21 protein-coding genes and 1 tRNA gene are annotated in these 22,779 nt (G+C 70.1%); 19 read left to right on the top strand and 3 right to left on the bottom strand.

Going from position 1 to position 22,779, the window contains the following annotated elements:
• Positions 1–3: 3 nt before the first annotated feature.
• From HL658_RS19415 to HL658_RS19350, 14 genes are all read left to right on the top strand, one after another.
• Positions 4–912: an NAD(P)-dependent oxidoreductase gene (locus tag HL658_RS19415; protein ID WP_180284064.1), complete on the top strand. Its 909-nt coding sequence runs from the start codon at positions 4–6 to the stop codon at positions 910–912.
• Positions 912–1,823 (top strand): branched-chain amino acid ABC transporter permease, encoded by a 912-nt coding sequence (locus tag HL658_RS19410; RefSeq protein ID WP_180284065.1) that lies wholly within the window; start codon positions 912–914, stop codon positions 1,821–1,823. The genes HL658_RS19415 and HL658_RS19410 overlap by 1 nt, the downstream gene beginning before the upstream one ends.
• Positions 1,816–2,811, top strand: coding sequence for a branched-chain amino acid ABC transporter permease (locus HL658_RS19405; RefSeq protein ID WP_211109796.1), 996 nt, complete (start codon positions 1,816–1,818; stop codon positions 2,809–2,811). Before HL658_RS19410 ends, HL658_RS19405 begins: the two co-directional genes overlap by 8 nt.
• Complete coding sequence (locus tag HL658_RS19400) at positions 2,808–3,578, top strand: ABC transporter ATP-binding protein (protein ID WP_180284066.1); 771 nt, start codon at positions 2,808–2,810, stop codon at positions 3,576–3,578. The genes HL658_RS19405 and HL658_RS19400 overlap by 4 nt, the downstream gene beginning before the upstream one ends.
• A complete protein-coding gene (locus HL658_RS19395) occupies positions 3,571–4,311 on the top strand; it encodes an ABC transporter ATP-binding protein (RefSeq protein ID WP_180284067.1) in 741 nt (246 codons plus the stop codon). The genes HL658_RS19400 and HL658_RS19395 overlap by 8 nt, the downstream gene beginning before the upstream one ends.
• Positions 4,312–4,340: 29 nt before the next feature.
• The gene (locus HL658_RS19390) at positions 4,341–5,141 is read left to right on the top strand and encodes an N-acyl homoserine lactonase family protein (RefSeq protein ID WP_180284068.1); all 801 of its coding nucleotides are present in this window, start codon (positions 4,341–4,343) and stop codon (positions 5,139–5,141) included.
• A 71-nt stretch (positions 5,142–5,212) separates the two neighbouring features.
• Positions 5,213–5,848, top strand: coding sequence for a GntR family transcriptional regulator (locus HL658_RS19385; protein ID WP_180284069.1), 636 nt, complete (start codon positions 5,213–5,215; stop codon positions 5,846–5,848).
• Positions 5,849–5,915: 67 nt separating this feature from the next.
• The gene (locus HL658_RS19380; protein ID WP_180284070.1) at positions 5,916–6,488 is read left to right on the top strand and encodes a cysteine hydrolase family protein; all 573 of its coding nucleotides are present in this window, start codon (positions 5,916–5,918) and stop codon (positions 6,486–6,488) included.
• A gap of 227 nt (positions 6,489–6,715) precedes the next feature.
• Positions 6,716–7,936: an FAS1-like dehydratase domain-containing protein gene (locus HL658_RS19375; RefSeq protein ID WP_211109795.1), complete on the top strand. Its 1,221-nt coding sequence runs from the start codon at positions 6,716–6,718 to the stop codon at positions 7,934–7,936.
• Positions 7,937–7,979: 43 nt separating this feature from the next.
• Positions 7,980–9,152 carry a CaiB/BaiF CoA transferase family protein gene (locus tag HL658_RS19370; RefSeq protein ID WP_180284071.1) on the top strand — a complete coding sequence of 391 codons (1,173 nt, stop codon included), beginning with the start codon at positions 7,980–7,982 and terminating at the stop codon, positions 9,150–9,152.
• Positions 9,149–10,342 carry a CaiB/BaiF CoA transferase family protein gene (locus HL658_RS19365; protein WP_180284072.1) on the top strand — a complete coding sequence of 398 codons (1,194 nt, stop codon included), beginning with the start codon at positions 9,149–9,151 and terminating at the stop codon, positions 10,340–10,342. The genes HL658_RS19370 and HL658_RS19365 overlap by 4 nt, the downstream gene beginning before the upstream one ends.
• 16 nt (positions 10,343–10,358) lie before the next feature.
• Positions 10,359–11,237, top strand: coding sequence for an HTD2 family dehydratase (locus tag HL658_RS19360; protein ID WP_180284073.1), 879 nt, complete (start codon positions 10,359–10,361; stop codon positions 11,235–11,237).
• 14 nt (positions 11,238–11,251) lie between these two features.
• Positions 11,252–12,049 (top strand): HpcH/HpaI aldolase/citrate lyase family protein, encoded by a 798-nt coding sequence (locus HL658_RS19355; protein WP_211109794.1) that lies wholly within the window; start codon positions 11,252–11,254, stop codon positions 12,047–12,049.
• Between the two features lie 30 nt (positions 12,050–12,079).
• Positions 12,080–13,309: a CaiB/BaiF CoA transferase family protein gene (locus HL658_RS19350; RefSeq protein ID WP_180284075.1), complete on the top strand. Its 1,230-nt coding sequence runs from the start codon at positions 12,080–12,082 to the stop codon at positions 13,307–13,309.
• 136 nt (positions 13,310–13,445) lie between these two features.
• On the opposite strand, the gene HL658_RS19345 is transcribed toward HL658_RS19350, so the two are convergent.
• The 3 genes from HL658_RS19345 to HL658_RS19335 all read right to left on the bottom strand — a co-directional run bounded on the left by HL658_RS19345 (position 13,446) and on the right by HL658_RS19335 (position 17,524).
• Positions 13,446–16,784 (bottom strand): hypothetical protein, encoded by a 3,339-nt coding sequence (locus HL658_RS19345; RefSeq protein ID WP_180287653.1) that lies wholly within the window; start codon positions 16,782–16,784, stop codon positions 13,446–13,448.
• A gap of 129 nt (positions 16,785–16,913) precedes the next feature.
• Positions 16,914–16,989: transfer RNA gene (locus tag HL658_RS19340), tRNA-Ala, on the bottom strand.
• Between the two features lie 136 nt (positions 16,990–17,125).
• Entirely contained in the window at positions 17,126–17,524 is a 399-nt protein-coding gene (locus tag HL658_RS19335; protein ID WP_180284077.1) for a TIGR02300 family protein, read from the bottom strand.
• Positions 17,525–17,759: 235 nt separating this feature from the next.
• On the opposite strand from HL658_RS19335, the gene aroA reads away from it, so the two are divergent.
• The 5 genes from aroA to rpsA all read left to right on the top strand — a co-directional run bounded on the left by aroA (position 17,760) and on the right by rpsA (position 22,634).
• Positions 17,760–19,097: a 3-phosphoshikimate 1-carboxyvinyltransferase gene (gene aroA, locus HL658_RS19330; RefSeq protein WP_425485356.1), complete on the top strand. Its 1,338-nt coding sequence runs from the start codon at positions 17,760–17,762 to the stop codon at positions 19,095–19,097.
• A 7-nt stretch (positions 19,098–19,104) separates the two neighbouring features.
• Entirely contained in the window at positions 19,105–19,713 is a 609-nt protein-coding gene (locus HL658_RS19325; RefSeq protein WP_180284079.1) for a hypothetical protein, read from the top strand.
• 67 nt (positions 19,714–19,780) lie between these two features.
• Positions 19,781–20,071 (top strand): 30S ribosomal protein S15, encoded by a 291-nt coding sequence (rpsO, locus tag HL658_RS19320; protein WP_425485355.1) that lies wholly within the window; start codon positions 19,781–19,783, stop codon positions 20,069–20,071.
• A 25-nt stretch (positions 20,072–20,096) separates the two neighbouring features.
• Complete coding sequence (gene cmk, locus HL658_RS19315) at positions 20,097–20,762, top strand: (d)CMP kinase (protein WP_180284080.1); 666 nt, start codon at positions 20,097–20,099, stop codon at positions 20,760–20,762.
• A gap of 153 nt (positions 20,763–20,915) precedes the next feature.
• Complete coding sequence (gene rpsA / locus HL658_RS19310; RefSeq protein WP_180284081.1) at positions 20,916–22,634, top strand: 30S ribosomal protein S1; 1,719 nt, start codon at positions 20,916–20,918, stop codon at positions 22,632–22,634.
• The last annotated feature ends 145 nt before the right edge of the window (positions 22,635–22,779 follow it).

Genomic DNA, 22,779 nt, shown 5'->3' with positions numbered 1-22,779 from the left:
GCGATGACCAGCGAAACGACCACCAGTCAAACGACCATCGGCTTCATCGGCCTGGGCGTCATGGGCGGCCCGATGTGCCGCAACGTCGCCCTCAAGCACGCGGGCCGGGTGCTGGCGCAGGACCTGTCGCCGGCGGCGGTCGAGGCGCTGTCGGACACCAGGGCGGAGCCCGCGGACCTGGAGGCCATCGCCGCCATGGCCGGCATCGTCTGCCTGTCGCTGCCCGGCGGCCCGCAGGTGGAGGCGGTCTGCGACCGTCTGGTCGCGGCGGGGCTGCGGCCCGGCACGGTGGTCGTCGACCTGTCCACCACCCCGGTCGCCACCGCGCGCGCCGTGGCGTCCCGGCTGGCCGCGCGCGGCATCGACTTCGCCGACGCCCCCGTCGCCCGCACGCGGGAGGCGGCGCAGCGCGGCGAGCTGTCGATCATGGTCGGTGCGTCCCCGTCGGTCTTCGCCCGCATCGAACCGGTGCTGGCCTGTATGGCGACCGACATCACCCATGGCGGCGACGTCGGGACCGGCCAGGTGCTGAAGCTGGTCAACAACATGCTGGTGTTCGAGCATGTGGTGGTGCTGGCGGAGATGATGGTGCTGGGCGAGCGCGCCGGGGTCGATCCGGAAACGCTGCTGCGGGCGGTGTCCAAGGGCTCCGGCGACAGCTTCGTCCTGCGCAACCACGGCATGAAGGCGATGCTGCCGCGCCGGTTCCCGGAGCACGCCTTCCCGCCGGACTATGTGTTGAAGGACATCGGCTACGTCTTCCAGCTCGCCGAGGAGACCGGCGTGCCGATCAAGGCGGCCGAGACGGTGCGCCGCTACTACGAGCTGGCGGTCGAGCATGGCCTCGGCGGCCAGTATTTCCCGAGCGTGATCCGGCTGGTGGAGCAGGGCGTGCTGAAGGAGGAGGGGTGATGACCCAGCCCTCCGCCGTCGCCGTGCTGCTGTCCGACCTGTTCCCGCTGGTCTGGTCGGGGCTGATCACCGGCTGCCTCTACGCGCTGGGCGCCATGGGGCTGGTGATGATCTTCAAATGCTCGAAGGTCGTGAACTTCTCGCACGGCAACGTCGCCGGGCTGGCCGCCTTCCTGGTCTACGGCCTGTCGAGCGGGGTGCTGCTCCAGCTTTCCTGGGGTATGGCGGTGGGGGTGACGCTGGTGGCGATCGTGGCGGTCGCCGTCCTCACCTACGCGCTGATCGCCCCGCTGGTCTTCGCGTCCGACCTGACCGCCACCATCGCCACGCTGGGCATCGGGCTGATCGCGCAAGGGGTGACGCTGCTGGTGTTCGGGGCCGACATCGTGGCGCTCGACCTGCCGGTGCCGCCGTTCCGCGCCACCGTGCTGGGGCTGCGGATCACCGGCTACGACCTGACGGTGCTGGCCGTGGCGCTGGTCACCATCGGCGCGCTGTTCTTCGTGATCGACCACACCAAGCTCGGCATCGCCTTCCGCGCCATGTCCGACAACCCCTTCGCGGCCGAGGTCTGCGGCCTCAGCCTGAAGGCGGTGCACATCTTCGCCTGGACGGTCGCGGCTGTGCTGGGGGTGGTGGGGGCGCTGCTGATCGTGCCGACGACCTTCCTCAGCGTCACCACCGTCGCCGTCTTCATGCTCCAGGCCTTTGCCGCCGCGGTGGTCGGCGGCTTCACCAGCCTGCCGGGGGCGCTCATCGGCGGCGTTCTGATCGGGGTGCTGATGAACCTCTTCACCTACTACGTCTCGCCCGAATACAGCAGCACCTTCCTCCTCTGCATCATCCTGGTGGCGCTGAACATCTTCCCCAACGGCGTTCTCGCCGCGGCCGGCGGAGGGTCCCGTGTCTGAGAGCATCGGCCTGCTGCACGCGGACAAGCGCTCGCCCGCGGACGCCATGCGGCTGTTCGGCGGCCCGGCGCTGAGAGCCGCCCTGGCGGTGGCGCTGCTCGGCCTGCCGCTGGTGGTGGCGCCCTCCTGGCTGTTCACGCTGGGCATCTGCTTCGCCAACAGCCTGGGCGTGCTGTCGGTCAGCATGCTCGTCCGCTACGGCGGCGAGGTGTCGATCGGCCACAGCGTCTTCGCCGCCGCCGGCGCCTACACCGTGGCGATCCTGGAGGTCCGTTTCGGCGTGCCGCTGTGGATCAGCCTGCCGCTGGCGGTGGCGGTGGGGGCGCTGCTGGGGATGGCCTTCGCGTGGCCGTCGCGGCGCCTGTCCGGCATATACTTGGCGGTGACGACCATGGCGCTCGCCCTGGCGCTGCCGGAGATCATCAACGCCGCGGACGCCTGGACCGGTGGTTACGAGGGGCTGTATGTGGCGCAAGCCCTCCTGCCCGCGGCACCGATGGGGTTGCAGCGCTACTACGTGGCCCTGCTGCTGCTGTTCGCCGGGGTGTACGCCCTGGCCCGCCTGCGGGAATCGCGGCAGGGCATGGCGCTGCTGCTGGCCCGCAGCCATCCGGCCGCGGCCGACGCCTTCGGCACCCGCCGCACCTGGGCGCGGCTGTCGGCGATGGCGATCAGCGCCGGCATCGCCGGGGCGGCCGGCGCCTCCATGGCCTACGCCAGCGCCACCGTATCGCCCAGCGGCTTCACGCTGTGGACCGCCATCTTCCTGCTGGTGGGCTCGGTGGTCAGCGTCTACGGGCTGACACTCGGCCGGGCGCTGCTCGGCGGCGCCTTTCTCACGCTGGTGCCGCAGATGCTCGCCAGCTCCGGCGCCTGGATCCCGATCTTCTACGGCTGCGCCCTGCTGGCGGTGATCCTGGTCGGCCATTACGCCCCGAAACTCCGCTCCCTCGTCGAGCGGCGCGGCCGCGGAAGGAGCGCGCCATGACGGCCCCGACCCTGACCGCCAGCGGCCTGCATCTCTCCTTCGGCGGGATCCGGGTGCTGCACGACCTGGATCTGGAGTTCCGGCCCGGCGAGATCACCGGCCTGATCGGCCCCAACGGTGCCGGCAAGACCAGCCTGTTCAACTGCCTGACCGGCGCCTACCGGCCGGAGAAGGGCGCCATCCTGCTGGGCGACCGCCCGCTGCGCGGCCTTCCCCCGGCGGCGCGCGCCGCCCACGGCATCGTGCGCAGCTTCCAGACGGTGGCGCTCTGCCCCGACCTGACGGTGGTCGAGAACGTGATGATGGGGCTGGCGCGAAACCATCACGCCGGCTGGCTGGACGCCTTCCTGCCCTTGCCCCGCGGTCGGCGCGAGCGCGCCGCCATGCGCACCGCCGCCACCGCCGCACTGGCGGAGTTCGGACTGGTCGACGCCGCCGACCGTTTCCCCGCGCAGTTGCCGCCCGGCAACCAGCGGCTGGTGGAAATCGCGCGCGCCATCGTCGGCCGCCCCACCGTCCTGCTGCTGGACGAGCCGGCGGCCGGGCTCAACGACGCCGAGACCCGCGACCTGACCCGGGTCCTGCAACGGCTCGCCACGCCCGATCTCGTGATGGTGGTGGTGGAGCATGACATGGACCTCGTCATGGGCATCTGCGACCGCATCTACGTGCTGAACTTCGGGGAGTTCGTGGCCTGCGGCACCCCGGCGGAGGTGCGCACCGACCCCGATGTGGTGCGGATCTATCTGGGGAGCGACGATGACTGACCTCTTCGCCATCCGCGACCTGTCCGTCACCTACGGCGCCGGCGCCCCGGCGGTGGAGCGTGTGTCCTTCACCGTCGGCGCGCGCGAGGTGGTGGCGCTGCTGGGCGCCAACGGCGCCGGGAAGAGCTCCATCATGAAGGCGCTCGCCGGGCTGGTCCCCGCCTCGGGCGAACTGCTGTTCGAGGGCGAGCCGGTCTCCGCCCTGTCCACCCGCCAGCGCGTCGCCCGCGGCATCGTCTATGTGCCGGAGGGGCGGGCCATTGTCGGCAGCCTGACGGTGCGGGAGAACCTCATTCTCGGCGGCTACCAGGTCCATGCTGCGCGGCGGCGCGAGCGCATGGCGATGGTGCTGGAGCTGTTCCCGGAGATCGCCAGCAAGGTGGAGCGGGCGGCGTGGCGGCTCAGTGGTGGCGAGCAGCAGATGCTCGCCATCGGCCGCGGCCTGATGGCGGGGCCGAAACTGCTGCTGCTGGACGAGCCGTCGCTGGGCCTCGCCCCGCTGCTGGTGCGCCGCGTGTTCGACCGGCTGGCCGGCATCCGCGCGGACGGTGACTTGGCGATCATCCTGGTCGAACAGAACCTGCAGATGACGATGCGGCTGGCCGACGGCATCCATTTCCTGCGCTCCGGCCGCATCGTCGGCCACCGGCACCGGGACGACCTGCGGACCGGTGCCGCCCGGCAGGAGGTCATCGACGCCTATCTCGGCGCCGCGAGCCACCACGCCGCATGAACCAGCACGCACGGAGCGGAGGAAGCGCCATGCCGGCCGAATACGAAATCCACGCGATCCGCTACGGCACCAACGACCGGCGGACCCGTGGCCGCAACTTCATCCTCGACGAGCGGCCGAACGAGCCGCTGACGATGGATTTCTTCTGCTGGTTCCTGCGCTGCGGCGACCGGGTGATCGTCGTCGACACCGGCATGGACCCGGAGAAGGCCCGCAAGCACGGCCACACCATGCTGCTGGATCCGGTCTCCACGCTGCGCGACCTGGGCGTCGAGCCGGAGCGGGTGGAGACGGTGCTGATCACCCACATGCATTACGACCACACCGGCCATCTCGACGCCTTCCCCGTTGCCCGCTTCCACATGCAGTCGGAGGAGATGGCCTATGTGACCGGCCCCTGGATGGGCCGCCGCTGGTTCCGCCACGCCTACGAGGTGGACGAGATCGCGCGGATGGTGACGCTGCTCCACCAGGGGCGGGTGGAGCTGCACGGGCGCGACCGCGCGATCGCCGACGGGGTGTCGGTGCATTGGGTCGGCGGCCACTGCGCCGGGCAGGAGGTGGTGCGCGTGCGCACCGCCCGCGGCTGGGTCGTGCTGGCATCGGACGCGCTGCATTACTACGAGGAGTTCGAGCGCGGCATCCCCTTCGCCGTCGCCTTCAACGTCTCCGACATGATCGCCGCGCATGACCGCATCCGCGAGTTGGCGGACAGCGACGACCATGTGATTCCGGCGCACGATCCGCGCGTGCTGGCGCTCTACCCGCCCTCCGGTCCGGGCCTGGAGGGACGCGTGCACCGGGTCGATCCGCCGCCCCGGTCGCTCTGAGATGGCAGATTGCATTGTGCACCGGCGTGCCTGTAAATGTGGCAAGGAACCTGTCCGGGAAGGATCGAGGCTTGCTGCACCAGACCAAGGAAGAGCGCGTCGCCGATTTCCTGCGCGAAGGCATCATTTCCGGGCGCTTCCCGCGCGGTTCCAAGCTGAAGCAGGCGGAATTGGCGGAGATGCTGGGCACCTCCATCACGCCGGTGCGCGAGGCGCTGAAGCTCCTGGAGGCGGAGGGCTTCGTCACCGGAACCTCGCACCGGGGTGCGGTGGTGTCGCCGCTCGACATCAACGCCACGGAGGAGATCGTCGACCTGCGCGTCACGCTGGAATGCAAGCTGGCGCTGAAGGCCCTGCCGCGGCTGTCCACCGCCACGGTGAACGAGCTGCGCGAGCTTCAGGCGCGGATCGAGGCGGCCAGCGGGAGCGGCGACCGCGAGGCCGTGCGGGTCATCAACTACCGTTTCCACGAGCTGATCTATCTGGCGGCGGAGCAGCCGCTCACCCTGCGCTTCGTGCGCACGCTGTGGGCGCGCTACCCCTTCGACCTGATCAACAAGCTCGCACACCGCATCGACCGGGCGTCGGACGAGCATCAGGAGATGATGCAGGCCATCCTCGCCCGCGACGAGGGGGCGCTCCTGTCGGCGCTCCGCACCCACATCCGGTCGGGATGGGAGGAGTTCAAGGCCAGCGTCCAGCGCTGACCGCAGGCTTCCCGGTCCCGGCCGTCACGGCGCCCCGCCGCAACGGACACTAGGGAACCGGACGACAATGGCGAGCGATTCCATCCTCTTGGTCATGGACATGATCAACGACCTCGTGCACCCCGACGGGGCCGGGGGAAAGAGCTACGTGCCGCTGATGACGGCGCGCGGCGTGTACGCCAACACCATCCGCGCGATCGGGCGCGCCCGCGCCGCCGGCATGATGGTCGGCTATGTCCGCGTCGGCTTCTCGCCCGACTACCGCGAGGTGCCGGACAGTTCGCCAGTTTTCACCAAGGCGCGCGACGGCGGCATCTTCAAGCTGGGAAGCTGGGGGACCGAGGTGCACGCCGACTTCGCCCCGCAGCCGGGCGATGCCGACATCGTGAAGCACCGCGTCAGCCCCTTCTACGGCACCGCTTTGGCCCCGCTGCTCAGCGCCCGCGGCATCCGCCGGCTGGTGCTGTCGGGGGTCTCCACCAACGGCGTCGTGTCGGCCGCCGTGCGCGAGGGGCACGACCGCGACTTCACCTGCGTCGTGCTGGAGGACTGCTGCGCCGGCGCCACCCGGGAGGAGCACGAGTTCGCGCTCGCCGGCCTGCGCCGCTTTGCCCAGGTAGCCAACGCCGACAGCTTCTGAGCGCTCGCCATCCATATAATGCATTTTATGGCGCATCGGCGCAGTCGCCAAGCCTGATGAAGCCCCGTTTTCATTCGTGCGCCACAGCGGGGGCGCGTTGACACCGCCAAAAGAATGCATTATATAAACTGCACTGACTTCGGGCCGTGGCCCATCCGCCGAAGGGAGCGCCCATGCCGCCCCGAGCCCGGCGAATCCATTCAAATCCAGTCTGAGGGAGACGAGACGTGACGATCGTTGAGACCGAGGCGAAGTCCGTGGTGGAGGTCGGCGGGGCACCCGCCGAAGGCAGGATCACCGACGAGGCCGTCGCCGCCGCCCGCGGGATGATCGGCCTGCAGCTCCGCCCCGAGGGCCCCTACCTGCAGGACGCCACGCCCGACACCCTGCGCAACTGGTGCAACGGCATCGGTGACCTGAACCCGCTCTACCGCGAGCAGGAGTATGGCCGGAACAGCCGCTTCGGCACCCAGGTCGCCCACCCCATGTTCCCGATGGCCTTCGGCTGGGTGGGGCGCACGCGCTGGGGTCTGCCGGGCGTGCACGGCTTCTACGCCGGCAACGACTGGGAGCTGTTCCGCCACATCCGCCCGGGCGACCGCGTGTCGGCCATCGAGCGGGTCGTCGGCGTGGAGGAGAAGGAAAGCAAGTTCTCCGGTCGTCTGGTGCTCCAGTATGTGGAGGCCTGCTACTTCAACCAGCGCGGCGAGCTGGTGGCCCGCGCGCTCGGCACCTGCACCCGGCACGAGCGCAAGGCGGCGCGCGACGCCGGCAAGTACAAGGACATCAAGACCCACGAATACACCGCCGACGAGTTCGCGCAGATCGACGAGGCGATCATGCGCGAGATGACCGGCATCCGCGGCGCCAACGTCCGCTACTGGGAGGACGTGACCGAGGGCGAGGAGCTGGACCCCATCGTCCGCGGCCCGCTGTCGCTGATGGACACCATGGGCTTCCTGGTCGGCAGCGGCCGCGGCCACACGCACGGCGTTGTCTTCGCGGCGGCGATGAAGCATCCCGGCCACTTCTTCCGCAATCCGGAGGCCGGCGGCGGGCTGGAGTACACCGGCATCGGCCACCACCGTGAATCCACCGCCAAGGAGGTGGGCGTTCCCGGTGTCTACGACTACGGCCCGCAGCGCTCCTCCTGGATGGCCTCGCTGGTCACCAACTGGATGGGCGACGCCGCCTTCCTCAAGCGCGTCCGCACCGAGATGCGCCGCTTCAACACCATGGGCGACACCACCTGGTGCCGCGGCCGGGTGACCCGCAAATACGTCAAGGACCACCACGCCCTGGTCGACATCGAGATCCGCGGCGAGAACCAGCGCGGCGAACTGACGACGCCCGGCCTCGCCACCGTGGTCCTGCCGTCCCGCGATCCCAACATCCCCGCCCACATCGACGGGTCGGGCCTCGATCTCGAATTGCCGGTCGTCCGCTGAACCATAAGAACAGGGGCCAAAACAAAGGGGGGTGCGTCCGGCGATGGAGCCTTCACTACCACTCAGCGGCGTGCGCGTGGTCGAGACCGCGTCGGCCGTGGCGGCGGCCTACGCCGGCCGGCTCCTGGCCGCCATGGGGGCCGAGGTCGTGCTGGTCGAGCCGCCGGGCCTCTGCCCGCTGCGGCGGGAGGCGCCGATGCTGGACGGCCCTTCCGGCACCAGCGCCCTGTTCGCCAGCCTCGCCGCCGGGAAGAGGAGCGTGGTCCTCGACCTGGGAACCGCCGACGGGCGGGCCGCCGTCGACCGCCTGCTCGCCACCGCGGACATTCTGGTGGACGACACGCCGCTGACGGAGCGGCCGGCGCAGGGCCTCGACCGCGAGCGCATCGCCGCTCGGCACCCGCGGCTCGTGCACCTCTCCATCCTGCCCTTCGGCGCCGAAGGACCGAAGGCGGGGTGGAAGGGCACGGAGATCAACGTCCTCCACGCGGGCGGGGAGGGGGCGCTGCTGCCCAACGGCCTGTCCGCCACCCTCTTCCCGGACCGCCCGCCACTGAAGATCGCCGGCCACTTCGCCGAACGGCAGGGCGGTGTGGCCGGCGCGCTCGCCGCGCTGGCGGCCCTGTGGTCGGGGGAGGGTCAGTTCGTCGATGTCTCCGTGCAGGACGCCAACGTCGCGGTCGGCGCCTTCGCGGTCCAGCGCCTCGGCGACGGGTCGCTGGAACACCGGTCCACCCGGTCCTTCCGCTACGGCGGCGTCATCGAATGCGCCGACGGCCATGTGGAGCTGCTGACGCTGGAGGAGCGGCAGTGGACGGGGCTCGTCACCCTGCTGGGATCGCCGGACTGGGCCACCGACCCGGCGCTCGGCGATGCCGCCCAACGCTCCGCGCGCGGTGCCGAGATCAACGCCCGCATCCGGGATTGGGCGCGCCACCAGCCGGTGGAGGATCTGGTGCGGCGGGCGCAGGCGCTGGGGGTGCCGATGGCGCGCTACGCCGAACCCGATCAGGTGGTGTCCGGCGGGCATGAGCGCGCCCGCGGCACCTTCGCGGAGCTGCGGCTTCCCGGTGTGCCGCCGCTGCCGTTGCAGACGGCCCCCTTCCGTTTCGGACCGGATCCCCTGCCGCTCACCGCCCCGCCGCCGGAACCGGGCGCCGACCAGGCGCTGCTGGGCGGGGACGCCGCAACCGTCGCCCGGAGGGCCAGCGCATGAAACCGCTCGCCGGCGTCCGCATCGCCGATTTCACCGTGCACGCGGCCGGTCCCTTCTGCACCCACATGCTGTCGCAGCTCGGCGCCGAGTGCATCAAGATCGAGAGCGCCCAGCGGCCGGACATCTTCCGCAAGCCGCACACCGTCTATGGACGGCCGGGCCCGGCGACCTTCGACCAGGTGGCGTCCAACAAGCTGTCGGTGCGCATCAACCTGAAACACCCGGAGGGGGTGGCGCTGGCGAAACGGCTGGTCGCCGTCTCCGACGTGGCGGCGGAGAGTTTCCGCGCCGGCGTGATGGAGCGGCTGGGGCTGGGCTACGAGGCGCTGCGCGCGGTGAAGCCGGACATCGTGATGGTGTCCGTCTCCTCCTGCGGGCAGACCGGCCCGGACTCCCACTTCGCTGGCTACGCCCCGCTGTTCGGGGCCTGGGGCGGGCTGGGCTACCTGACCGGCTACCGCGACGGCCCGCCGGTGGAGATGCGCCATGTGATGGACCATTCCGTCGGCCTCAACGCCGCGCTGGCCACGGTCGCCGCGCTGCACCGGCGCCGCCGGACGGGGCAGGGCGGCCATGTCGACGTCGCCGCCCGCGAGGTCGCCTCCTCCCTGATCGGCGAGGCGCTGCTGGCCACCGCGGCCGGCGTGCCCATCGCCCGCATGGGCAACGAGGACCACTGGCGTGCCCCGCACGGCCTCTACCGCAGCCGGGACGGGGATCGCTGGATCAGCCTGTCGGTCGGCAGCGACGCCGAATGGCACGCTCTGACGCGGGTGATGGCTCGCCCCGACCTCGCCGCGGACCCGCACTTCGCCACACAGCCGGCCCGTCACGCCGCCCGCGACGCGCTCGACCGGCTGCTGGCCGACTGGTGCGCCACCCAGGGCGCGGAGGCGGCCGTCGCCGCACTCCAGGCGGCCGGCGTGCCGGCCCATGTCTCCTGGAACACCCGTGACATCGTCACCGACCCGCACCTGCGCCAGCGCGGCGCCATCGTCGAGGTGACGGAGACCGGCGGCGCCACGCGCGCCGCGGTCGGTGCGCCGATGCGGTTCGGCGCCTCCGACAACCCGTCGATCGAGCGCGGCACCCCGGAGCTGGGCGAGCACGAGGGCTATGTCTTCGGCGAACTTCTGGGCCTCGGCACCGCCGAACAGCGCCGCCTCGCGGACGCGGCGGTCATCCATTGATCGAAGGACGGCACCCATGACCACCGCCACCCCATCGGCCACCCCACCGGCGCCGGACGACCACAGCGCCGCCGTCGGCCGCACCGAGACCCGCCGGGGCCGCATCGATCCGGAGCGCGCCGCGGCGCTGGCCGCCACGCTCGATCTCGACGGCATCCCCGGCGACGGCCGGACGCTGCCGCCCGGCTGGCACTGGCTGTACTTCAACCCCTTCGTCCGCCGCGGGGAGATCGGCGCCGACGGCCACCCGCGCCGCGGCGGCTTCCTGCCGGATGTCGGGCTGCCGCGCCGCATGTGGGCCGGCGGGCGGGTCACGTACCACGCGCCGCTGCCGCTGGGGGCGGAGGCGGAGAAGCGCAGCACCATCACCGACGTGACCGCCAAGTCGGGCAAGGGCGGCCGGCTGGTCTTCGTCACCGTCCGCCACGCGATCCATGCCGGCGGCACGCTGTGCGTGGAGGAGGAGCAGGACATCGTGTACCGGGAGGCGGCCGTCCCCGGCGCCCCGTCGCCCACGCCAGCCCCAGCCCCGGAGGGGGCGGAGCGGTCGGAGGAGGTGGTGCCCGATCCGGTGCTGCTGTTCCGCTATTCGGCGCTGACCGCCAACGGCCACCGCATCCATTACGACCGCGCCTACGCCCGCGACGAGGAGCATTACCCGGACCTCGTGGTGCATGGGCCGCTCACCGCCACGCTGCTGCAGGGGCTGGCGGCCCGCTGCCGCCCCGGCCTCCGGCTGCACCGCTTCTCCTTCCGCGGCATGGCGCCGCTGTTCGTCACCGCGCCCTTCCGCATCGAGGCGAAGGCGGGGACCGAGCCGGACACGCTCGACCTGTGGGCCTGCACCCCCGGCGGCGGGCTGGCGATGCGCGCCGACGTCCGCTTCACGCCATGACGCGGGGACCGGAGATGGAAAGGGCGCGCAGTGTCCTGTTCGTGCCCGGCCACCGGCCGGACCGCTTCGCCAAGGCGGCGGCGGCCGGGGCGGACGCGATCATCATCGATCTGGAGGACGCCGTCGGCCCGGCGGAGAAGGAAGCGGCCCGCGGCCATGTGGTGGACTGGCTGGCCGGCGGGGGCGGCGGTCTGGTGCGGGTGAACGCCGCCGACACCCCCTGGTTCGTGCCCGACCTCGCGGCACTCGCCGTGCACCGCCCGGCCGCGGTGCTGCTGCCGAAGGCGGAGCCGGTGGCGCTGCGGGCGCTCGCCAAGGCGCTGCCCTACCTGCCGGTCGTGGCGCTGATCGAGACGGTGGCCGGGCTGCTGGCGCTGCCGGAGCTGCTGCGGCACGGCGCGGTGCGGCGGCTGGCCTTCGGCAACCTTGATTTCGGCACCGACGCGCGGCTGCCCGGCACCGGCGGGGTGCTGGACATGGCGCGCTTCCAGATCACGCTGCACGCGCGCGCCGCCGAGCTGCCGCCGCCCATCGATGGCGTGACCGTCGCCATCGACGATCCCGCCGTGCTGTCCGCCGACGTGGCCCGCGCGCGGGAGCTGGGCTTCGGCGGCAAGCTGTGCATCCACCCGCGGCAGGTGGAGCCGGTCAACCGCGGCTTCGCCCCCACCGACGCCGAGCTGGACTGGGCGCGGCGCGTGACCGCGGCGCTGGAGGCCAGCGGCGGGGCGGCCGTGCAGGTCGACGGCAAGATGATCGACAAACCCATGATCACCCGCGCGCAGGCCCTGCTCGCCGAAGCCGCCCGCTGAGCGGCGGCACCACAGAACGAGGAACACCGGATGTTTCAGAAGGGAGTGCTCGCCGGCCGGCGGGTGATCGAGCTGGGCTCGATGATCGCGGCGCCGTTCGCCACCCACATCCTCGACGAGCTGGGGGCGGAGGTGATCAAGATCGAGCCGCCGGAGGGGGAGACCACGCGCCACCTCGTGCGCGGCGGCCCCAGCGGCACCTTCATCGCCTACAACCGCGGCAAGAAGAGCCTGTGCCTGAACCTCCAGGCCGACGACGGGCGGGCCGCCTTCCGCCGGCTGGTCGCCGGGGCCGACGTGGTGCTGCACAACCTGTCACCGGGTGCCGCGCGCAAGCTGGGCGTCACCTACGAGCAATGCGCGGAGCTGAACCCCAGGATCGTCTTCTGCCACATCCGCGGCTACGGCCCCGGCCCGATGCAGGAGGAGATCGCGTCCAACCCGATCGCCGAGGCGGCGACCGGCGTGATGTTCTCCAACCGGGTGAACGGCCGGCCGTCGCGGCTGGGGCCGTCCTACCTCGACCAGTTCGCCGGCTGCTACGCGGCCATCGCCGTGCTGGCCGCCCTGCTCGACGACACCGGGGAGAAGGCCAGCCGCAACATCAGCTTCGGCCTCTACGAGACCGGCCTGCACATCGCCGCCCGCGATCTGGTGGGGGTGCAGCTGAAGTCCCACCTTCTGGGCCGGCCGGAGACCGAGCCCTCGCCGGAATTCGCCATCCCCGGCTACGGCGCCTACGAGACGCGGGACGGGCGCTGGATCTACGTGGTCATGCTGTCGGACGAGCATTGGCGCCGCTTCGGACGCGCCGTGGAGATGCCGGCCGACCCGGACCTCGCCACGCTCCGCGACCGCCGCCGCAACCGCGACCGGGTGGAGGCGCTGGTGCGCGACGCCGTGCGGCGCTGGGACTACGACCCGCTGTCCGCGGCGCTGGCCGCCGCCGGGGTGGGCCACACGGAGGTGCTGTCGGCCGACCGCGTGCTGGCCGCCCCCCAGGCCGCCGAGCCGCGCAAATTCTCCGACGTGCCCTTCGCCGGCTACGGCTTCCAGTCACCCGACTTCCCGGTCGCCTCCTGCCGCGCCACCGCCCCCTTCGCGCCGCCGCCGCTGCTGGGCGAACAGACCCGCGACGTCCTGGCCGCGCTCGGCTACGGCGCCGAACAGATCGACGCCATGATCACCGCGGGCGCCGCCGTCACCGCCGACGCGGCCAAGCCGGTCTGGGCCAGGGCGGGCGGGTCCGACATGGGGTGAGTGGGGGGGTGCGGACGCGCCGATCCGCCCTGCGAAGGCGAGGCATGGCCGACGCCACCAAGGACGGATGTGGCGCTTCCTGTTCTTTCCCGACGGCGGGGTGCTGGTGACGTCCGGCGTTCCGGACGTCGTGAGGTTACCGCTCGAAACGCTTCAGCACCTGGAGCACCCGTGACCGGCCCGGATTCTCTTTGAAGCGGTCCAACCAGCGATTGGCCGCGTCTGCAAGATCCTCATCCAGGCCATGCCCTGCGGATTGCCGATGCCTCATCAGCGGCACGAACACCTTGGGCCAGGCGCGGACTTCTCCTGCTTGAGCCGTGAGAAACCGCCGTCCGGCGGCGATCAACGCGTCATCGCCAATATGTGCAGCCCACAGCTTCTCCCAAACATAGGGCCAGGAACCATGACCGGGCTTGACCTCGGCGAGCCACCCACGTGCGCGTGTGTCGAGGGCGTCGTCGGCGCGCCGCTCCCACAGCTTCACCCAGACGAATGCCCATGACCCGCGGTTCGGCTCGACATCGGTCAGCCATTTGCGGGCGAGGGCGTCGAGGCCGTCGTCGGCGCCCCGCTCCCACAGCTTCTCCCAGACGTACTTCCACGACCCGTGGTTCAGCTCGACGTCGGCCAGCCATTTTCGGGCGAGGGTGTCAAGCTCGTCGTCGGCACGCCGTTCCCACAGCTTCACCCAAACATAGTACCATGACCCGTGGTTCGGTTCGACGTCGGCCAGCCATTTTCGGGCGAGGGTGTCGAGCTCGTCGTCGGCGCGCCGCTCCCACAGCTTCTCCCAGACGTACTTCCACGACCCGTGGTTCGGCTCGACGTCGGCCAGCCATTTTCGGGCGAGGGCATCGAGGTCGTCGTCAGCGCGCCGCCCCCACAGCTTCTCCCAGACGTATTTCCATGACCCGTGGTTCGGCTCGACCTCGGCAAGCCAAGCGCTTGCGCTGGCTGAGAGGGAGGAATGAGCGCGATCATCCTCCCATGCCCGTTCCCAAACGAAGCTCCAGGTTGGCACGTCGATGTGCTTCCCGGCCGCGATGTCCCGTGTGAGGCTGCGAAGGTCGTTGTCATCGGGCGCCTGCTTGCAGGCCTTTTCCCAAACCCACGACCAGCCCCGGCAGGAGGGTGGATGCCGGTGCAGCCAGCGGATGGCGCCTTGAACGATCGTTTGATTGTTCGGCCAGCGGCTGAGCAGGCCCGAGATCCGATCCGCCATTCCCGCGCCGCCGTTCCCGCCGATCCAGGTCGCCAGCAAGCCGGCGAAGCGCGGATCATCCGTGCGGTTCGCCGCGTCGATCACGAGGGGAAGCCAGTCGTGCCATGGCTCGGCGGACGTGCGGTGCAGGAGGTCGTAGACCGCGGAGCGGATCCGGTCGCGCTCCTCCGGTGTTGTGTCCTGCGCAGCCATCAGCAGGTGCCGGCAGGTCAGTCGCAGGCCCGTGTCGCCCGCGCTGGCCGCCGGCAGGCGTTCGAGGGCAATCGATCGGGGCGACGCCGGCAAATTCAAGTCGGGGAAGCGCCGTTCGGCGTCGATCCACACCGGCAGTCCGGCGAGACCGGACGGCATGCCACCCATCCGCTGGTGGACCTGCCTCAGCACGTCGCGGGCATCCGCGTTGGGAAGCCGGCCGGTCAGGTCCAGCCCATCCAGGCTGGCGCCGCGGCTGATGGTCCACAGCGGCGCGGTCCGCTCCTGCGGCGTGCGGCCGTGCTCAAGGGCGGCCAGCGCCGCGTCGCGAAGATGGCCGAGCCGGACGGGCTTGTACCGTGCCGTGCCGGCGTCGAACCAGCGGTCGTAGATGACGTTGCTGAGGTGGGGATGCTTCAGCCACACGCCGGGTCGTTCCAGCCCGGCATCGTCAGACCCGCCGTCCAGCGCCAGATGGAACTCGTCCGCCAGCTGCGCCAGGCATCCCTTGATCTGGTCGCTGCGATCGTCCAGGGCCGCGGTGGGAAAACCGACGTAGAGCCGGTTCAGCGAAAGGATCTGCGCGAACAGGTCCGGCAGCGCGCCGTCGGGCGACATCGCCGCGATTCGGTTCCGGAACCGATCCGCAAAGGCCTTCAGCGGCAGACCCTGCACCCAGTCGTGGAAGAGCTGGACCAGAAGGACATCCTCCTCCGCCATGTAGGGCGGCGGTGGCTTCCCGGTGCGCTCTCGGTACCAGTCGTGCAGGTGCCGCCGCCCATCCGCCGTTTCCCGCGGCAACTCCAGCCGATGGACGTCGACGCGGTCGGCGGTGAGGTCGCGTTCGAAAACGTCGATCTGCTCCGCCGGGCCGCAGGCCAGGATCAGCGGCCTGCGGCCATCCTCCGTCCGCTCCGCCAGCAGGGCATGGGCCTCGTCCCACGGGCCGAAGGGGTTGTCGTTGGCGTTGGGGGCATAGGGGTCGTCGATCGCGATGATCGGAACGCCTTCCCCGTCCGCCGCCATGTCCAGCGCCGTCCGCATCGCCGCCGGAAGCTGCGGGACGGCGTTGCCGATCCACAGGATCGGGCCGTACCCCTGGCTGCGCAGCGCCGCCAGCATGTGCAGCAGGGCCACGCTCTTGCCGCTGCCCGACCGCCCGTGCAACCACAGGACCTTCAGGGTGAAGTCGGTCGGATCGCTCCTCCCGGCGCAATCCTCGATCCAATCGCGGGCTTCGTCGGCAAGGGTGGTGTAGACGGGGCGGGGCGCGAAGTAGCCGCGACGGAGATGTTCGAGGTTCGGCGCCTCACCGGTGAGCACGCCGCTTCCGGTCCCCTCATGACGGATCGTCCTGTCCGGCGGTGCATCCCGCCCGGTGAGGACGGCCAGTTGGAGCGGACGCCGGTCTTCGGTCCGGGCGTTCCTGAGCGCGATCAGGTCGTCCTCGATCTTGCGCAGGAGGTCCCGGAACCCCTCCTCGCTCGCCACGAATTCCCCTCCGGCCCAGGCGTTGAGCGTACGGCGTGGTCTCGGATCGTGGAAATCGTTCACCAGGGTTTCGAAGATGCCCGTTTCCGGGTCGGGCCGGATCTCCACGCTGATGCGCTGCCTGAATCCGTCGAGCGTCTCCGCCGGGAGGTCGGTTGCCGGAATCCACGCGGTGATGATGGCCTGGGCGTCCGCCACCTTGTTGAAGCGCGCGACGATGCCGTAGGACAGGCCGCATTCTAACACCAGGAGGTCCGGGGCGACCTGGGTGACGGTGCTGTGGATGCTCCACAGCTCCCGCAACGCGTCCTTCAGGCTGGAGGCATCGAGTGTCCGTTTGACCTGGACGATCCGCGGCGACGCCGCGACCTCGAGAATGTCCGACAGGCGCTCCTGGAAGACCCCGCCGCGCACGGAGGTCATGCCATCCCGGAAGATCCCGACCGCGGTCTCGATCGCCAACAGCGTCTGGTAACGGAACCCACGGAGCGCGTTGATCCCGCCGCGTGCGGACGCCCCGTGCTTGGCGGCCCAGGCCTTATGGACGATGCTCAATCGGGTGATCATCGCGCACTCCTCCGTGTGGAGGATTAGCGCGGGGAATCAATAGCCGCAAGTGCAATCTGGAGGCGTGGCATCGCGCTTCCGCAAAGAAAAAGGGCTTGGCTCATCGCTGAGCCAGGCCCTTTCCTGTTTTGGTGGAGCCAAGGAGGATCGAACTCCTGACCTCTACAATGCCATTGTAGCGCTCTCCCAGCTGAGCTATGGCCCCGAAACTCTGGGTTCCGCTTGCGTCGTCTTGGCGCCGGCGGCCTCGGTGGAGCGGGATATTCGTCAGATCGGGGTCGGGTTGCAAGCGAAAAATTCGACCCCGTCCGACTTTTTTTCCGGCCCCGCTGGGAGGGGCGTCAGCGCTCCTCCTCGTCCTCGCCTTCGACGTCGACGACCTCGTCCATGTCGTCCTCGCCCAGCTCGGAGGTGTCCTCGATCAGCACGTCGTCCTCGTCCTCGGGGCCTTCGGCACCCTCGGTCTCGATGTCCTCGACGCTGACATCGTCCTCGGTCTCGTCGAGCTCGGTGGTCTCGTCCTCCTCGACCTCCGCATCGACGTCGTCGCTCCTCACCACGGCGGGGGCCTTCTTCACGTCATCGACCGGGACCGGCCGCGCCCGGCGCGACTTCAGCAGCGCCTCCGGATCGAAGGGCGTGCTGCACGCCGGGCACACCGGCGGGTCCTTGCGCATGTCGTAATAGCGGGCGCCGCAGTTCGGGCAGATGCGCTTCACGCCCCATTCCGGTTTCGCCACGTGAAAATCTCCGTCCTTACCTGATGCATTCGCGCCTGTAGACCAAGCCGCGCCCAATGCCACGATGCACGGCCAATGTCAAAAAAAAGTTGGCGTTCCTGCCGGCGGCAGCGCGGCCCATCGCCGCATGTCCGGTGCGCCGCGGCGTATTTTTGGGCCGCGCGGCGGCTCCGGCTGTGCTAGGAGTGCCGCCAATCCTGTTCCCAACCGCATTCCGGACCGTCCCGCCATGTCGCTGCCGCAGGCCAGACCGCTGCGCTCCGCCGCCACCGGCGCCCTTTCCGGCACGTTGCGCGTGCCCGGCGACAAGTCGATCTCCCACCGCTCCCTGATGTTCGGCGCCGTCGCCGTGGGGGAGACGGTGATCCACGGCCTGCTGGAGGGGGAGGACGTGCTGAACACCGCCGCCGCCATGCGCGCGCTGGGCGCCCAGGCGGAGCGCGGGGCCGACGGCGTGTGGCGGGTGCGCGGGGCCGGGCTCGGCGGGCTGGCGGAGCCCGCGGGCGTGCTCGACATGGGCAACAGCGGCACCGCGGCGCGGCTGCTGATCGGGCTGGTCGCCTCCCACCCCATCACCACCTTCTTCACCGGCGACGCCTCGCTGGTGAAGCGGCCGATGATGCGCGTCATCACGCCGCTGGAGCGTATGGGCGCCAGCTTCGTCAGCCGCGCCGGCGGGCGGCTGCCGCTGGCGGTGGTCGGCACCGACCAGACGGTGCCCTTCACCTACCGCCTGCCGGTGGCGTCGGCGCAGGTGAAATCGGCGGTGCTGCTGTGCGGGCTGAACACCGCGGGCGTCACCACGGTCATCGAATCCGAGCCGACGCGCGACCACACCGAGCTGATGCTGCGCCATTTCGGCGCCACCGTGACCACCGAGCGGCTGGAGGACGGGGCGCTCGCCGTCTCCGTCACCGGCCAGCCGGAGCTGACGGGCCGCGAGATCTTCGTGCCGGCCGACCCCAGCTCCGCCGCCTTTCCGCTCGTGGCCGCCCTGCTGCGGCCGGGGTCGGAGGTGCTGCTGCGCGACGTCGGGATGAACCCGCGCCGCACCGGCCTCTACGACACGCTGCTGGAGATGGGGGCCGATATCGGCTTCGAGAACCGCCGCAATTTGGCCGGGGAGCCCGTCGCCGACCTGCGCGTGCGCGGCGGGGAATTGAAGGGCGTGGTGGTGCCGCCCGACCGCGCCCCGTCGATGATCGACGAGTACCCGATCCTGGCCGTCGCCGCGTCCTTCGCCCAGGGCACCACCGTCATGCTCGGCCTGAAGGAGCTGCGGGTGAAGGAGAGCGACCGCCTCGCCATGGTCGCCGAGGGGCTGACCCGCTGCGGCGTCCGGGTCGAGGTGGGCGCCGACGACAGCCTGACCGTGTACGGCACCGGCCGCCCGCCGCAGGGCGGGGCCACGGTGGCCACCGCCATGGACCACCGCATCGCCATGAGCTTCCTGGTGATGGGCATGGGCACCGCCGAGCCGGTCCAGGTGGACGACGGCGCCTTCATCGACACGAGCTTCCCGGGGTTCACCACGGTTATGAACGGGTTGGGCGCGCGGATCGGCGCCGCGTGACGAGCCGATGAGCGGAAGCCTCGAAGATCTGGCGATCGCCACCTACAAGCCGCTGTTCGAGGCCGAGCGGACGCGGCGCGACCAGATCCGTGCCAGTCTCGGGGTGCCGATGACGGCCATGTCGGTGACCATGGTCGGTTTCGGCGTGTTGCTGAACAACTTCGTCTGGCGGGTCGATACGGTGCTGGGCTTGGCGCTGTCAGGGCTTGTGGTGGCGCTGGCGTTAGCATCCGCCGCGTGTCTGGCCACCGGCCTTGTCCTTCTGGTCCGTGCCGACCGGCCCGAAGTGCGAATGGACCCATCGAGTCTGACGGAAATCCAACGCTTCGCAAAGGCCCGCAAGGATGAGCTGAAATCCCTGGGATCGAGCACCGCCGGCGAGGTGGTCCTCAGAGAGGTGAAGGCATTTCTGGCGGAGGATTACGCGGAATGCTACGTGTACATGGTCGAAGTCAACGCCCGGTTGTTGCGGTTGCGGGACAGTGCGCTCCGTCTGCTCGCGGCGGCGTTGGTGATGCTGCTGGTGGCCTTCGTTGTCACCGGCTTGGACAAGCACCATGCGATCGACGTTCTCGCAAGCGCGTCTGGGCAAGCCGACCGCCGGGGCGTATATTGACCGACAGCGCCGTGTGGGCGGTGGTGCGGCGGTGTGATCCCCGTACCTCTGGTGGAGGACGACGACAATGAGCGAGACCGCCATCAGCCGGGTGCCGCGCCCGCAGCGCACGCTGGTCGACGAGGCGACCGGTGAGATGACGTCCGTCGATACGTCGTCACCCGAGGTGCAGGTGGCGGTTCTGAGTGAACGCATCAGGAATTTGACGGAGCATCTTCAGACCAACAAGAAGGATTTTCACACGAGGCGTGGACTTCTGGTGATGGTCGGTCAGCGGCGCAGCCTGCTGGATTACTTGAAGAAAACAGACGAATCGCGTTACAGCAAACTGATCGAACGATTGGGGTTGAAGCGGTGAACGGCAGTTTCGGAGTGGTTGAAGCATGAGCCTGCCCGTCATCGCCATCGACGGCCCCGCCGCGTCGGGCAAGGGCACGCTGGCCCGCCGCGTGGCCGCGGCCTATGGCTTCGCGCATCTCGACACCGGGTCGCTGTACCGGGCGGTGGGCGTGCTGCTGCTGCGGCTCGGCAAGGATCCGGGCGACGCCGACGCGGCGGCCAAGATCGCCCGCGCGCTGAAGCCCGACGACACCATCCTGACCGACCCCGACCTGCGCGGCGACGAGGCGGCGCAGGCCGCCTCCCAGGTCGCGGTGGTGCCGGAGGTGCGGGCGGCCCTGCTCGACTTCCAGCGCGGCTTCGCGAAGCATCCGCCGGGCGATGCGCGCGGTGCCGTGCTGGACGGGCGCGACATCGGCACCGTCATCTGCCCGGACGCCGACGCCAAGCTGTTCGTGACCGCATCGGTGGAGGTGCGGGCCGACCGGCGACTCAAGGAGTTGCAGGAGCGGGGGATTCCCGCTATACCGTCCGACGTCCTGGAGGACATGAAGGCCCGTGACGCGCGCGACAGCCAACGAGCGGTGGCCCCGCTTCGTCCGGCTGGCGATGCATTTGTGCTTGATACGTCCGCGATGAACGCCGAGGAGGCGCTCGCCGCGGCGATTGCCCATATCGGCAGCAAAACCGGTCTCGGCACCAGGCGCTGACGGCGTGGACCGGGCCTGACCGGCCTTCCAGGAAACCATCAACCAAGCCGCCGGGCGTGGGGCCCGGCGCGGCGGTTCGTGCGGGCCTGCCACCGTGATGCCGCGGGGGCCGGGGTCGGACGGGTCGCTTCCTGTTCAACCTTAGGAGTTTCAATGGCACAAGCAATGGCCAGGACGGCCGAGGATCGCGGCGGCAAGGAAAGCTTCGCGGCGCTTCTGGAGGAATCCCTCGGCACCGCCGAAAGCCTCGAAGGCACGGTCGTGAAGGGCCGCGTGGTCGCGGTCGAGAACGACATGGTGACCATCGACGTCGGCCTGAAGTCCGAGGGCCGCGTTGCCCTGAAGGAGTTCTCGGTCGGCGGCCAGCCGGCGGAGCTGAAGGCCGGCGACACGGTCGAGGTCTATCTGGAGCGCATGGAGGACAAGAACGGCGAGGCCGTGCTGTCCCGTGAGAAGGCCAAGCGCGAAGAGGCCTGGGCGCTGCTGGAGAAGTCCTTCCAGGACCAGACCCGCGTGACCGGCGTGATCTTCGGCCGCGTCAAGGGCGGCTTCACCGTGGACCTGTCGGGGGCCGTGGCCTTCCTGCCCGGTTCGCAGGTGGACATCCGTCCGGTGCGCGACATCTCCCCGCTGCTCGGCACCCCGCAGCCCTTCCAGATCCTGAAGATGGACCGCTCGCGGGGCAACATCGTCGTGTCGCGCCGCGCCGTTCTGGAAGAGAGCCGTGCGGAGGCCCGTTCGGAGCTGGTGGCCAACCTGAAGGAAGGCCAGGTTCTGCAGGGCGTGGTGAAGAACATCACCGATTACGGCGCCTTTGTGGATCTGGGCGGCGTGGACGGCCTGCTGCACGTCACCGACATCGCCTGGCGCCGCATCAACCACCCCTCCGAGGCTCTGCAGATCGGCCAGACGGTCACCGTCCAGGTCATCCGCTTCAACCCGGAGACCCAGCGCATCAGCCTCGGCATGAAGCAGCTCGAGGCCGATCCGTGGGAGGGCGTGGAAGCCAAGTACCCGGTGAGCGCCCGGTTCAAGGGCCGCGTCACCAACATCACGGACTACGGCGCCTTCGTGGAGCTGGAGCCGGGCATCGAGGGCCTGGTGCACGTGTCCGAGATGTCGTGGACCAAGAAGAACGTCCACCCCGGCAAGATCGTGTCGACCTCCCAGGAGGTCGAGGTCATGGTGCTCGACGTCGATCCGCAGAAGCGCCGGATCAGCCTCGGCCTCAAGCAGTGCCTCGACAACCCGTGGGAGACCTTCGTCGACAAGTTCCCGGCCGGCACCGAGCTGGAAGGCGAGGTCAAGAACATCACCGAATTCGGTCTGTTCGTCGGCCTGCCGGGCGACATCGACGGCATGGTCCACATGTCCGACCTGGATTGGAACCGGTCGGGCGAGGAGGCCATGGCCGACTACAAGAAGGGTGACCGGGTCAAGGTGAAGGTGCTCGACGTCGATGTCGACAAGGAGCGCATCAGCCTCGGCATCAAGCAGCTCTCCAACGACCCCTTCGAGGCGGCCACGGCCGGTCTGAAGAAGGGCGAGGTGGTGACCTGCACGGTGACCCAGGTGACCGACGGCGGCATCGAGGTGACGGTGGGCGAAGGCTACACCGGCTTCATCCGCAAGTCCGACCTGTCCCGCGACCGTTCGGAGCAGCGCCCCGACCGCTTCGCCGTGGGCGAGAAGGTCGACGCGAAGGTCACCCAGATCGACCGCGGCTCCCGCCGCATCTCGCTGTCCATCAAGGCCCGCGAGATGGAGGAGGAGAAGCAGGCGATGGCCGAGTACGGCTCGTCCGACTCGGGCGCCAGCCTGGGCGACATCCTGGGTGCCGCGCTCAAGCGCCGGCAGCAGACCGACGACTGATCACGGTCGTTCTGGTACGGTACGGAAAGGCCGCCGCGGGGAACCGCGGCGGCTTTTTTCGTGCGTGCGTTGTGTCGGTGCGGATCTCGACCCGGCAACAACCCCCGCCTCCCCCTGTTGCCTCTGTTATCGCAGACGGGGAAGC

The sequence above is a fragment of the Azospirillum oleiclasticum genome, assembly GCF_013423485.1.
GTDB lineage: Bacteria > Pseudomonadota > Alphaproteobacteria > Azospirillales > Azospirillaceae > Azospirillum > Azospirillum oleiclasticum.
This window is presented reverse-complemented; position numbering and strand designations above follow the sequence as displayed.

Coding starts and splice junctions, on each gene's coding strand:
- HL658_RS19415 (WP_180284064.1), top strand. CDS start 4: ATGACCAGCGAAACGACCACCAGTCAAACGACCATCGGCTTCATCGGC.
- HL658_RS19410 (WP_180284065.1), top strand. CDS start 912: ATGACCCAGCCCTCCGCCGTCGCCGTGCTGCTGTCCGACCTGTTCCCG.
- HL658_RS19400 (WP_180284066.1), top strand. CDS start 2,808: ATGACGGCCCCGACCCTGACCGCCAGCGGCCTGCATCTCTCCTTCGGC.
- HL658_RS19395 (WP_180284067.1), top strand. CDS start 3,571: ATGACTGACCTCTTCGCCATCCGCGACCTGTCCGTCACCTACGGCGCC.
- HL658_RS19390 (WP_180284068.1), top strand. CDS start 4,341: ATGCCGGCCGAATACGAAATCCACGCGATCCGCTACGGCACCAACGAC.
- HL658_RS19380 (WP_180284070.1), top strand. CDS start 5,916: ATGGCGAGCGATTCCATCCTCTTGGTCATGGACATGATCAACGACCTC.
- HL658_RS19370 (WP_180284071.1), top strand. CDS start 7,980: ATGGAGCCTTCACTACCACTCAGCGGCGTGCGCGTGGTCGAGACCGCG.
- HL658_RS19365 (WP_180284072.1), top strand. CDS start 9,149: ATGAAACCGCTCGCCGGCGTCCGCATCGCCGATTTCACCGTGCACGCG.
- HL658_RS19360 (WP_180284073.1), top strand. CDS start 10,359: ATGACCACCGCCACCCCATCGGCCACCCCACCGGCGCCGGACGACCAC.
- HL658_RS19355 (WP_211109794.1), top strand. CDS start 11,252: ATGGAAAGGGCGCGCAGTGTCCTGTTCGTGCCCGGCCACCGGCCGGAC.
- HL658_RS19350 (WP_180284075.1), top strand. CDS start 12,080: ATGTTTCAGAAGGGAGTGCTCGCCGGCCGGCGGGTGATCGAGCTGGGC.
- HL658_RS19345 (WP_180287653.1), bottom strand. CDS start 16,784: ATGATCACCCGATTGAGCATCGTCCATAAGGCCTGGGCCGCCAAGCAC.
- HL658_RS19325 (WP_180284079.1), top strand. CDS start 19,105: ATGAGCGGAAGCCTCGAAGATCTGGCGATCGCCACCTACAAGCCGCTG.
- rpsO (WP_425485355.1), top strand. CDS start 19,781: ATGAGCGAGACCGCCATCAGCCGGGTGCCGCGCCCGCAGCGCACGCTG.
- cmk (WP_180284080.1), top strand. CDS start 20,097: ATGAGCCTGCCCGTCATCGCCATCGACGGCCCCGCCGCGTCGGGCAAG.
- rpsA (WP_180284081.1), top strand. CDS start 20,916: ATGGCACAAGCAATGGCCAGGACGGCCGAGGATCGCGGCGGCAAGGAA.